Consider the following 10,920-nt stretch of genomic DNA (forward strand, 5'->3'; position numbering starts at 1 on the left):
AGCAGGTCGCCGCAATAGATGGTGTCATCATCTTGGAAATCTCCTCTCTTTTGATTGTGCGCCAAACCTATCCGCTAAGCGCGACCTCCTGCATGGAAACTTCTACGATAGGGACTACTGCATGGGCAGCGACGACCCCGCCAACGTAGCTGTGACGCGGCGGGTTCTGACCGTCCTACATGCATCCGAATACTAAGTGAGATCGCCCTTCGGGGCGGTTCCACAAGGCGCAACCCGCGCCGGAAAGGAGGTGAACATATGCCAAAGCAACGATTGCATGAACTGCGCCAAGAAGCCGTTCAACTTATCAAAAAGGGAGGTCTCTCCGCCAAGATCGGCCTCGCCTTTTTGAAAACCAACGTTGGGGCCTAAGCCCCCTCGCCTCACCCCTCACGGGGTGGGGCATCCCTACCAATCTCATCAAAGAAAATCAAGGAATGAACCTATGAATGACCAATCTCAAATCACCGCAACACTTCAAGAAATCCCTTTTGCCGACCTGCATATCTCTGATCTGAACCCGCGCAGTGTCGTCAATGAGGCCAGTATTCTCTCCTTGGCGGAAAACATTAGCGCCTACGGACTGATCCAGAACATCGCAGGATTTGCCGAAAAAGGTGGTATCGGCGTTGTTGTCGGTGGACGCCGCTACCGCGCCTTGGCCCTATTGCAGGACGATCCCCGCTTTCAGACCATCACCGTCAAAATGGCACCCGATCAGGAAACGGCACAGTTTTGGGCCACCAGCGAAAACGCACAGCGCGAAGCTTTGCACCCCGCCGATGAAATCCGCGACTTTGGTGCAATGGAAAAACGCGGGGCGACCGTGGCTGATATCGCAATGGCATATGGAGCCACCGAGGCGCATGTTTACCGCCGCCTTGCCTTGGCCAATCTACCCGATCCCGTCATTGATGCCCTGCGCAACGGCGAAATCAGCCTGTCAAACGCCGCCGCCTTCACAATCAGCGACGATGGAAAGCTCTCTTTGGAGGTGCTCGAACAGGTCCGAAGCCAAGGTGAAAGCGATCACCGCATCAAAAAGATGCTCAAGCCTGACGCCGTGAAAGACAGTGACCGCCGCGCCGTGTTTGTTGGACTTGATGCCTACAAAGAGGCAGGGGGCCGCACGGGTAGCGATCTATTTGCCGAAGAAACGCTTATCGATGACCCTGCAATTTTGGACGAATTGTTCGGTAAAAAATTGGAAGCAGCTGCGGCGACATTGCAGGGCGAGGGCTGGAAATGGGCTGAGTCCATCGGTGACAGCTACATCGGCTGGTATCAGATCGATGAGATGAAACTGTCCCGCATCTACGCCGAAGGAGGCACTCTAACCGATGAGCAGAGCGAAGAATATGAGGCTTTGGCGGAACTGGCCGAAGCTGACGATTTGAGCGATGAGGGCCACGTCAGGCTGCATGATCTGCAAACGGTCTTGGACGGGTCGTTTACCGACGCGCAAAAAGCCCATGCAGGTGTCTTGGTCTACATCGACAATCGTGGTGCATTGCAGGTTGAGGCAGGTCTGGTAAAGGGCGCAGACAAGAAAGCCGCAATTGAAGCGGGCATTCTGGCCAAGTCCAACCACGCAGGCAGCACTGGGACCAAATCCCCGATCTCGCAAAAACTGGCGGTTGATCTTGAACGCATTACAACAGGGGCACGTCAACATGCTGCCCTGCGCGATCCAGAATTGGTGCTGGCACTCTTTGCCTTCCAACTCTCTGGTAAATCTGGCTACTCACGCGTCTTTGGTTTGCGCAAAGACGAGGTGCCAAACGTCCCGACAACTGAAATGTCGGGCTATGGTTTGGACGAGCGGCTGACCAAGCCGACCCCCTGTGCCAAGTACGGCAGTGACATGGCTCGTGTGTTTCGCGCCTACAAGGCCAAGGGTCCAGAGTTCATCATGGAGGAAATCATCCGCCATCTTGCGTCTCTGCTGACGGTGGACGCCGATCTGGCCGAGGTGATCGACAAGGCGGTTGAAACCAATATTCGTGACAATTTCACCCCGAATGCCGAGAACTTCTTTGGCCGTGTCGGGGGGCCATACCTGACCCAGCAATGGCGCGACCTGTTGGACCTCAACGAGGATCATCCGACCGCCACGACATTCGCCAAACTCAAAAAGGGTGAGAAGGCCGAAAAGTTGGAAGCGCTCTTTGGAAATGGCGATGTGCGAGAGGCGTATGGACTGACAGAGGCGCAAGCCGACCGTATTGCTGAATGGTTGCCCGAAGGCATGGCCTAGACAACGTGGCAGGGCGTTTGCGAGCCCTGCCCTAAGTATCCTTGTGGTGAGGATCAACTGGCTCCGCTACGGCGGGGTCCTTTTTGCTTGATATCACTTCTCGGGAATGATATCATCTGAAGGAAAGGAGACCTACAGTGTCCCAGATTTTAGTTCGCCAGTTGGCCCCCGAAGCACACCGCGCGTTGAAAGCCCGCGCACATAAGCTGCACCGCAGCGCGGAATCGGTTGCCCGCGAGATTCTCGAAAGTTCTCTGTTGCCAGATTCCGGTCTTGGCTTTGGCGACCGGATGGCTGCGTTTTGGAGTGATGCCGACCTTACCGGCATTGACCTTGAGCGAGACAAAACCCCCTACGAGCCGATTGACCTGAAATGATCGTTCTCGATACCAACGTTGTTTCAGAAGTCATGAAACCGGCACCCGACCCGTTGGTTTTGGGTTGGATCAATCGGCAGGCCGAGGACGCATTGTTTGTAACCACGGTTACGATTGCCGAAATCAGCGCGGGTATTCACAAGCTGGACACTGGCAAGCGTCGTGACGATTTGGACCGCCGCTTGCAGGACATGGCGCAGTTGTTCAAAGGGCGCACTTTGACCTTTGACCTGGGTGCCGCCATGCTTTTCGGACGTATCATCGGGGAAGCACGCCGCAACGGTCTGGCAATCGGCTTTCAAGACGGTCTGATCGCTGCCATCGCGTCTTGGCGAAAATGTGCAGTGGCGACCCGCGACGTTGCTCCGTTCGAGGCGGCGCAGCTAGACGTTATCAATCCATGGGAGGCAGACGATCCCATCCCTGAAAACCAAGAAGGTGACGATTGATGTCGCGTGTAGTGCTCGGCTCCGAGGCCACGGTCGAACTGATACGGTCTATGAGGGCAATAGGCCACTTACCGACACCGTCCTACGTCGCTGATCTTGCGCAAACAGTGGGCGACATGTGGCCAGACCTAGCGCAAGGAGCACACGGACGCTTTGAGTTTGAGGTTTTTTCGCCTCCCCTTTTCATTGGGTTTTCCCTGTCCGATACCGACTTTGAAAAAATCCGATCCGACGAACCTCTGGTCGATCAGCGCCGTCGCCGCAAAGCGATGCAAGCGGTGTTCTCGATGTTGGACCACGACGCCGACATGCCAACAATCGCAGACAAAGGGCGCATCAATGTGCGGCGGGCAACGCCTCGCGAGATCAACGCTGAGGGTTTGGATTTCTGGAACGATAACGTTACAGAAATCGAGGCAGGCCATTTGGTCCTGCACGAGCTAAAACCTAAGCTGCGCAACTACGTATTAGACCCTACTGAGCAAGTTGGATATCGCATCGCTTTCAATCGGATTACACCCTTCGCTCAAGGCGATATTCCGGTTCCTAATCTGGCGAACAAGAAGGTCATGGTGGTGAATTTTCACTTGTTGACGATAGACGGTGAGCCTGTTGCTGTTTCAGAGAACACAACCGCACGAACCTACTATCTGGATGCCAAGGGTCGCGCCGATCCCGACGATCATGCACAGATGTTCCAACGCACATTGAGCCGGGCTTTTTCCGGCAAGCATGTCAGCCGTGCGCTGGATAAAGCCGACAAGATCAAAAACGCTGACCTTTTGACTAGAAACAAGCCGTTTGATGCAAACGACTACCCCTTGTTCTTCGATGATGTTATTCGCTTTGAGGTTCTTGGTGAAAAGTCGGCGCGGTGCAAAGCCTCGTTGCCTCGTGTTCCCGCAGACTCTCGTATGGGACCATCGCGATAATGAATACTGTGCTACATCGGGTCTCTTTACACAGATACCAGCAGCGCGGCCTGCCCCGCTGGATGTGTCGGACCCTCGCTCTTGGCTTGATCAGCGCTTTTGGCAGGGCCACCACCTCAAAATAATTGCCCATTGTGGCAGGGCGTCACCCCACCACAATGGGCCTGCGCTATTCGCGCGGAACCGCTATCGCGGGATCAGCACCAGCTCTGACGTCGCCCGCCCTGATATGCCCAGGCCAGACCTTCGCCGGTCAAAATATCTGCGAGGTTTTTCCCGCCGATTGAAAACCGCGCCAACCCGCGGTCATATCTGTCCCGACCTGGTAAAATAACCAGATCGAGTAATTGGCCGGATGCAACTAGGTCGCGCACTCGCTTGGTCGCAGCATTGCCAAGCGCCAGCTCAAAGTCACATTTCGCGTGGTAGGTTTCTGGTGTGTCATAGCCCACTAAGCGGAAGCGTTGTCCTTCAATGTCCAAAGTGTCGCCATCTATGACGTAGATTGAGGCCGGTCGTACGGGTTCGGCTTTGCTTGCCACTGGCAACACTGATCTGTTCAACAGCACGACCGCCAAAACGCACCATGTGCCGCCTTGGCGGTTTTCGGTTGGGTTTCGCCGTTCAATATTGGTGGTGTCTGTCATACCTTGCTCGCAATCCCCCCGCCCCGCCGGTTTTCCTTCAGGGTCTTCGGCCACACACGCATGAGTTGTCAGCGCATGACCTTTCGCCTGTTTCGGTTCTACCGAAGATCCTCGGTCCCTTCTAGGGGTTGGGTCTCGCCTCGGCTGTCCTAGCGATTGCCGTAAGCGTTGCTGTCATTGCGCTCGCCACCAACTACTTTGGTTCTATCCGGCCCCCAAAAACTGAGCGGCCAGGTTCCCAAGTATCCCCTTGGACGTGTTTCTCAAACGGAACATTGCTCAGTCTTCTCTTAGCGACCGGAACGGGCTACCGCCCTCCCCTTCAAACAAAAAAACGGCTTCCAACCGATATAAAATATTGCTAACAATATTATAATATCGTTCGGACCCTCCGCTTTTTCGTTTGATCGCATCGAACACTGGCATGACCGTTTTTTATCGAAGCACTCTCACCAAGGAGACACCACAATGAGAACCTTTGCAGAATTTCAGATCATGGGCCGCGTCGGCAAAACCAAAGAAGTCGGCAGCACCCTTCGGGTCAGCATCGCCGCCGAGTATGGCCGCAAGGACAACCGGGGCGAGTTCCAGTCCAACCCCTTCTGGAACGAAGTGACAATCTTCAACGAGAACGTCATCAAGTGGGCGAAAGAAAACGTCAAGCCCGGCGACATTGTTCACGCGCGCGGGACCATCCGCCAGACCCAATGGGAAAACACAGATGGCGGGACCGAATACGGGATCACGATGGCAGCGGATGACTTCGACAACATCACCCAATCGGTGAAACGGTCGATGGAACGCAACCAAGACTAACGACCGACTAGGCGGGTCCCACGGCCCGCCTTACACTCCGGTTTCCGTGTCAGCCGAAATTCGACCTCACTAGAGTGGGCCCGATGCCGAAATACAAGAAAACCCCCGAACGGTTCAAACATTCAGACCTCAGAGGCCAAAGACCGCCTTGGCGTCTGCGAAGTCGGATAGGTCCATAACGCCCCTAGCTCCAGATTGACGGACGTCATCGATCGAAAAGGCAATCTAGGCGTATTCAACAATCGCTTGCTTCATTCGCGTACAGCTAACCTCGAAGAATTCCTCTAGTTCGGCAACAGTGGGTAGGCTCACTCTAACAGGTGCATTCCTGAATCGATCCTTTTCGCGGTCTTTGTCCCTCATGCTGCGAAGCTCGCTAAAATCGATGACAGCGCTGTTGTCGAGTGCGACGGTTTCTTCAAAATCCGCCCAGTCCACTATACATCTATGAGCGAGAACAAAGCCTCGTGGGTGTTTCAAAAAACCCGCCCAAGCGCGAATTAGCTTTTCAGATGCAGCCTCAGTGTCCGTCTCGTAAGGTATCAAATCCCGGACATACTCTCGTAGAACGTCGAGTCTAAGAAGCAACACCTCCGAAAGTTCCTCGCAAGCTACGGTCGATCTTGGCAATGACAACAATCGATCCACCGAATTCACTATCGCAGCAACATTACAAGCCTCTGCAACATGAGACACCGATGTTCCGTCCGCATAACGAATTTCTATCGCCCCTGGTGCGTTCATGCATTCGTGCAGATTGCAAATCAGCGGTTCGTTAGATGCTGGAGCCTTTAGTTTGGCTCTGAAACCCGCCTTGAGTGTTCTGAATTCATCCAGCGAATACATTTGATAACCCCGATGAGCAGGCTGTGCGCTTGTGGCTTTAGTCGTACTAACCCTTGTAGGTGAATTAAAGAAACTTCAAAAGCTGCCCCTCGCTACCTTGCAGAAGCTTGGTGTGTATGGGTTCTTTGCCGTATCCGGCGCGAGGGTCCGGGTTTTCATGTTGGGTCAGTTTGTGACGTGAAGGTCATAGTCGTCTGACGTTTCACATGGCCCCTGCCCCGGCCTTTTTGGCCGTGTCACCGCGCCCTAGTCTTCAGCCGGCAGACCGGCTTTCGCCCAGAACGACACGCCTCTGTGCGTGCTGATCCAATAGTCCTGGTCGCGTCTCTCCGAGCCGCGATCCGTCCTTTGTCTCATGCCCTGCCCAGAGTCACGCCGATCTGCCCATTCGGGTGACGGTCGCATGGGGCATCGGATCTCGGTCGATCCAAAATTTTTCTTGGTGACTTGGGGTTCGGGCGAGCCGAACGCCACAGCGTCACGTCGCTAAGGGGACTTCGCCCCCTCGCGCGGTCAACAGGAATAGACAGGCCCGTGTCCTCGCCTTCGGCTGCGGGCCGCACCAAACCTGTCGATTCCTGTTGCCCTTGCTACCCCCCACGCTTCGCCAGCGGGTCAGGTTTTCAGGAGCAGCCGCTTTCAGCGGTTGTCCAAAAAACCATTGCAAAGGGGCAATGACCCCGCCCACACCACGAAGGACTAAGTTTATGGCAAAAGTCGATATTAAACAGCACGTCACAGATACGATTGTCGCGCAGATTGAGGCAGGCACACCGCCTTGGCGCAAACCGTGGACTGGTGACGCGGCTGGCGCGTGTTTCCCGTTGCGGCACAATGGCGAACAATACAAAGGCATCAATATTCTGATGCTTTGGGCGACTGCCCATGTGAAAGGCTATAACTCAGCGCGCTGGATGACTTTCAAACAAGCGTTGGAGTTAGGTGGATGTGTGGAAAAAGGCCAGAGGGCCACGAAATCGGTTTTTTATGGATCGCTTGAACGCAAAGACGAGAACGCCGCAGAAGGTGAAGAGGGAAAGCGCAAAATTCGGTTTGCCAAAACCAACAATGTTTTTAACGCTGATCAGATCGACGGCTTGCCCGAAGAATACTATGTGCGGCCCGAACCGCCCCGCGATCTTGGCACTGTCGAAGACCCCGCCCTTGAAGCCTTCTTTGAGGCGTCCGGCGCGGAGATTGTCACGTCGGACAAACCGCAGGCCTACTACAGCCCCGCCAAGGATCACATCCACATGCCGCCGATTCAGACGTTTTATGATGCGTCGGGGTATTATGCCACGAAGGCGCACGAGTTGACGCATTGGGTTTGCGGAGAGCCGCGCCTAGCGACCCAAAAGGCCAATGTGACCAAGAAAGAATACGCCTTTGACGAATTGGTGGCTGAAATTGGCGCATGTTTCTTGTGTGTTCAGCTTGGCGTTGAACCGCAGTTTGATCAGAGCGCGGCCTATATCGAAAAATGGCTTGAGGCCCTGAAATCGGACAAGGACATGATTTTCAAGGCAGCAGCAGAGGCGCAAAAAGCGTTGGATTACATCAACGATCTTGTCAGCAAATCAGAAAGAAGGGCGGCCGCATAGGTTTAGTGAGTGTCGGCCCAAGGATGATAGGCTAATCCTACTCCCTGTTGGCTTATCTGGCCGATACCTGCCCCAGCCTGCAACGGCGGGGCAGTTTCTGTGCCGGTGGGGGTGACGCGGCAGGGGAAGAGCTGCGCCCGCCCCCTGCCCCGCCCTGCGCTTCGCGCGATGGCCCTACGGGCCAGATCACAGGCAACTAAACGGCAGGGGGACGCCCAGGTTTACTTCATGGATTTCGTCACCGACAAACACCGCAACGGCGTCATGGGTCCGAAATCCTGTTAGCAATGGTTCCCAAGCCCCGCCTTTGTTATCGGCTTTGGAAACTCGGCCATAGACCAAGGTGACTTGAATTGTGATCAGATCGGGAAAACGGAACGTCACAGGCACGTTCATTTCCAGTTCGGTACCGACGCCGACCATGACCGCGCTAGCCGTTGTTCCATAGACAGAATTAGGGTCGCAAATCAACGACAGCGAAACGCTACCATCAAGTGCCTGATAAAGATCAACGCCGCGTTCCACGCTGTGTTCCCAGGCAGCGGCAGAGAGCGGAAGGAGGCCAAAAAGCGTGCCAAAAATCAGAGATTTACGGAAAAGCATAGGCCGGGTCCTTTCTTGGGAGACAGCCTAGCAATTTTTCCGTCCGTTGACCAAGCTGATCATCCGCGATCGGCGGCTTTATTCGTACACCACATCCGTCTTGCATCCGTCCTTCCACATTGGCACCCGCTCACCCGTGTTCCATTCATAGAGCCAGCCCACCACTTCGCGCGTTTTTCTGTCCAAAATTCGTATTATTGGCTTCGCTTCGAGCCTCTTGTTGTGTGCCATGGGTTTTCCTCTGTCTGCACTGAGAACAGCACTTCCCCTGCCCGAATTCCTTAATTGGAAAAGGGTAAGCGGCTGCTTACCCCTGAGTATGCGCGGAGCTTGAGAGGATGGGGGTGAAACCAAATCGACGGGGTTGGTGCGGCCCGCAGCGCAAAGCGCGAGGACACGGCCCTGTCTATTTTGTTTCAGGGGGAAGGAAGCCGAAACTCCTTCCCCCTTCAAAGGATTATTTGCGCGGCTTGCCGCGCCTTCTATCAATACTTGCTGTTCAGTTCTTCAATGACTTCATCGAGGCACGACCAGAATAGTATTTCAAACTGTCCGCGCACCATCGCAGCGTCAGAGGACAATCGCAAAGGGTCCTGTTGATTACGTAGCCTGTCAATCATGGCAGCATCTATGCGTTTGCTGCTACGGTATCCCTCGCGCATGGGTCCACGCTCTGCTTCTGGTTTGTCGACAAACTCGGGCTTTGGATCGAAGCGTTCGATTGCTCGCCGTCCGGCGAGCGCAATGACATCCTTCTGAGCAAGTCCTTTGCCTTCGAGGTCTTCTAGCTTTTTGTGCTGTTCGACTTTTACAGCGGCGGTGAGTGTGATTTCTCGTTTGGAGCCGGGATGCTTTGCGGGCTCAGGCGCGTCAGTTTTCTCTGGTTCTGCCGACTTTGTCGGTTTAGCCTTTGGTTTCCGTGTCCTCGGGGCAGGTACCGTTTTTTCCGTTTGCTGGGCCGGTTCAGATTGAGGCTCGGGTGCAGCCTTTGGTTCTTGAACCTCTGGCGGCTTATTTGTTGGGAGCCTCGTGTATTCGGTGAAATCCGAAGTATATGACGGGTCTGAACCTGAGATTTTGGGTTTCTTCTTCCGTGCCATCAGCTGTCCCCTGTCAGCGCATCAAGAATGGAAGATGCTTCTTCAAGCGCTTCTTCAAAGTGCTTCGCATGAACCCGCATCAACGGGTTTTTGCTTTCGCGGCGGGCTTGGGCAATGGAGTGAATGAAGCCATCGGCGGCAGCGTCCTTATGCTGTTTTCGCGCCATGAAGTAATCGTCCAAGACCGGAAAATTTTTCAGGGCTTTTCGCTCAACTTCTGTTTCGGCTTTGCTCTGTTTTGGAGGCACCGCCGACAGTACCACATGGAAACTTGGTAGTGCTTCGGGATCGTCGGCCCGCTCGCGTAGTCCAACATACCAGTTGAACGTGTCCGTTGTAATTTCCAGATCGTCATCACTTAGCATCATCGGAACAACGATTGCGTCGCTTTCAGATGCCAGATCATCGGCCCAAGCACCAGCTGCGCCGATTGTGTCCACGAACACATAATCCGCTGTGTTGCTTTGGTAAGCTTCTTCGGCCTTTTGTTCCAGCTCACTGGCTTTTGTTAGCGGTTCTATTTTGAACAAGGGGTCATTCAGTTGGAGTTTGGTTGCCCATCTTACGAGTGCCTGCTGTGGGTCGGCGTCGAAAACAAGGCAGCGTTTGCCGCGTGACATGGCGGCGCTCACTAGCGCTCGGGTCAGCGTTGTTTTTCCAGCTCCACCTTTTCGGGTCATGACCGAAATGACCTTCATATTTTCGTTTGGCATGTTTCTTGACCTCAATCGTGTTTCTTGTTTCGTGGATCATGTTTCGCGTGCTGTGTTACGTGCCACATGTATCGTGTAGCATGTTGCTGGATAAGTGTTTCGTGTCAACTGTTACTTGTGGCGTGTTGCCTGTCGCATGTATCGTGTTGCGTGTATCATATATCGGTAAGCATGTTTCCTGTTTCCTGTTTCCTGTTTCCTGTTTCCTGTTACGAGTAGCAGGTATCGTGTTGATTGTTATTTGTAGCGTGTATCGGGCGGTGTGTGGCATGTATCGTGTTACGTGTTACGTGTGACGTGTTTCGTGCTTCTAGACCCACGCAAAGCAGCCGGAATTCAAAGAACGAGGGTAGGGCAGGGGGTATAACATCGCGCCTGAGCCGCGGAGCGCCCCGTTAAGGCACCATTCTCTCTTGCCGAGGGGAGGGGGTGCGGAAGGAGCACGGAGGCCGCTCAGCGGCCATTATACAAGATCGGGCCGTCACCTTCGGTTTATGGCCGGTCTCGCTCCTGGCTCGACAACCTCACCCCGAGGGTTCGGTTTGCAGCGGAATACAATTCACTTTTAGCGGCTTTGAC

At 54.4% G+C, this 10,920-nt stretch carries 12 protein-coding genes; 7 read left to right on the top strand and 5 right to left on the bottom strand.

Annotated features, from left to right (window positions below):
• Positions 1-88: 88 nt before the first annotated feature.
• From IEX10_RS20220 to IEX10_RS18215, 5 genes are all read left to right on the top strand, one after another.
• Positions 89-196, top strand: coding sequence for a DUF3768 domain-containing protein (locus tag IEX10_RS20220; protein WP_373287556.1), 108 nt, complete (start codon positions 89-91; stop codon positions 194-196).
• A gap of 249 nt (positions 197-445) precedes the next feature.
• Positions 446-2,257: a ParB/RepB/Spo0J family partition protein gene (locus IEX10_RS18200; protein ID WP_188678584.1), complete on the top strand. Its 1,812-nt coding sequence runs from the start codon at positions 446-448 to the stop codon at positions 2,255-2,257.
• Between the two features lie 137 nt (positions 2,258-2,394).
• Positions 2,395-2,634 carry a FitA-like ribbon-helix-helix domain-containing protein gene (locus tag IEX10_RS18205; protein ID WP_188678586.1) on the top strand — a complete coding sequence of 80 codons (240 nt, stop codon included), beginning with the start codon at positions 2,395-2,397 and terminating at the stop codon, positions 2,632-2,634.
• Positions 2,631-3,083, top strand: a complete 453-nt coding sequence (locus tag IEX10_RS18210) for a type II toxin-antitoxin system VapC family toxin (RefSeq protein WP_188678588.1) — start codon at positions 2,631-2,633, stop codon at positions 3,081-3,083. The genes IEX10_RS18205 and IEX10_RS18210 overlap by 4 nt, the downstream gene beginning before the upstream one ends.
• Positions 3,083-4,015: a hypothetical protein gene (locus IEX10_RS18215; protein ID WP_188678591.1), complete on the top strand. Its 933-nt coding sequence runs from the start codon at positions 3,083-3,085 to the stop codon at positions 4,013-4,015. Before IEX10_RS18210 ends, IEX10_RS18215 begins: the two co-directional genes overlap by 1 nt.
• Positions 4,016-4,212: 197 nt before the next feature.
• Here the strand turns inward: IEX10_RS18215 and IEX10_RS18220 are convergent, their stop codons facing one another.
• Entirely contained in the window at positions 4,213-4,662 is a 450-nt protein-coding gene (locus IEX10_RS18220) for a thermonuclease family protein (protein WP_188678592.1), read from the bottom strand.
• A 468-nt stretch (positions 4,663-5,130) separates the two neighbouring features.
• Between IEX10_RS18220 and IEX10_RS18225 the strand changes: the two genes are divergently transcribed.
• Positions 5,131-5,478, top strand: a complete 348-nt coding sequence (locus IEX10_RS18225; protein WP_188678593.1) for a single-stranded DNA-binding protein — start codon at positions 5,131-5,133, stop codon at positions 5,476-5,478.
• A 225-nt stretch (positions 5,479-5,703) separates the two neighbouring features.
• Here the strand turns inward: IEX10_RS18225 and IEX10_RS18230 are convergent, their stop codons facing one another.
• The gene (locus IEX10_RS18230; RefSeq protein WP_188678594.1) at positions 5,704-6,324 is read right to left on the bottom strand and encodes a hypothetical protein; all 621 of its coding nucleotides are present in this window, start codon (positions 6,322-6,324) and stop codon (positions 5,704-5,706) included.
• Between the two features lie 707 nt (positions 6,325-7,031).
• Here IEX10_RS18230 and IEX10_RS18235 point away from each other — a divergent pair.
• Positions 7,032-7,925: an ArdC family protein gene (locus IEX10_RS18235; RefSeq protein WP_188678595.1), complete on the top strand. Its 894-nt coding sequence runs from the start codon at positions 7,032-7,034 to the stop codon at positions 7,923-7,925.
• Between the two features lie 186 nt (positions 7,926-8,111).
• Here IEX10_RS18235 and IEX10_RS18240 read toward each other — a convergent pair whose 3' ends face one another.
• The 3 genes from IEX10_RS18240 to IEX10_RS18250 all read right to left on the bottom strand — a co-directional run bounded on the left by IEX10_RS18240 (position 8,112) and on the right by IEX10_RS18250 (position 10,341).
• Complete coding sequence (locus IEX10_RS18240; protein WP_188678596.1) at positions 8,112-8,528, bottom strand: hypothetical protein; 417 nt, start codon at positions 8,526-8,528, stop codon at positions 8,112-8,114.
• Between the two features lie 485 nt (positions 8,529-9,013).
• Positions 9,014-9,628: a hypothetical protein gene (locus IEX10_RS18245; protein WP_188678597.1), complete on the bottom strand. Its 615-nt coding sequence runs from the start codon at positions 9,626-9,628 to the stop codon at positions 9,014-9,016.
• The gene (locus IEX10_RS18250; protein ID WP_188678599.1) at positions 9,628-10,341 is read right to left on the bottom strand and encodes an AAA family ATPase; all 714 of its coding nucleotides are present in this window, start codon (positions 10,339-10,341) and stop codon (positions 9,628-9,630) included. Before IEX10_RS18250 ends, IEX10_RS18245 begins: the two co-directional genes overlap by 1 nt.
• Positions 10,342-10,920: the final 579 nt, after the last annotated feature.

The organism is Neptunicoccus cionae (assembly GCF_014643735.1).
GTDB classification, from domain to species: Bacteria; Pseudomonadota; Alphaproteobacteria; order Rhodobacterales; family Rhodobacteraceae; genus Amylibacter; species Amylibacter cionae.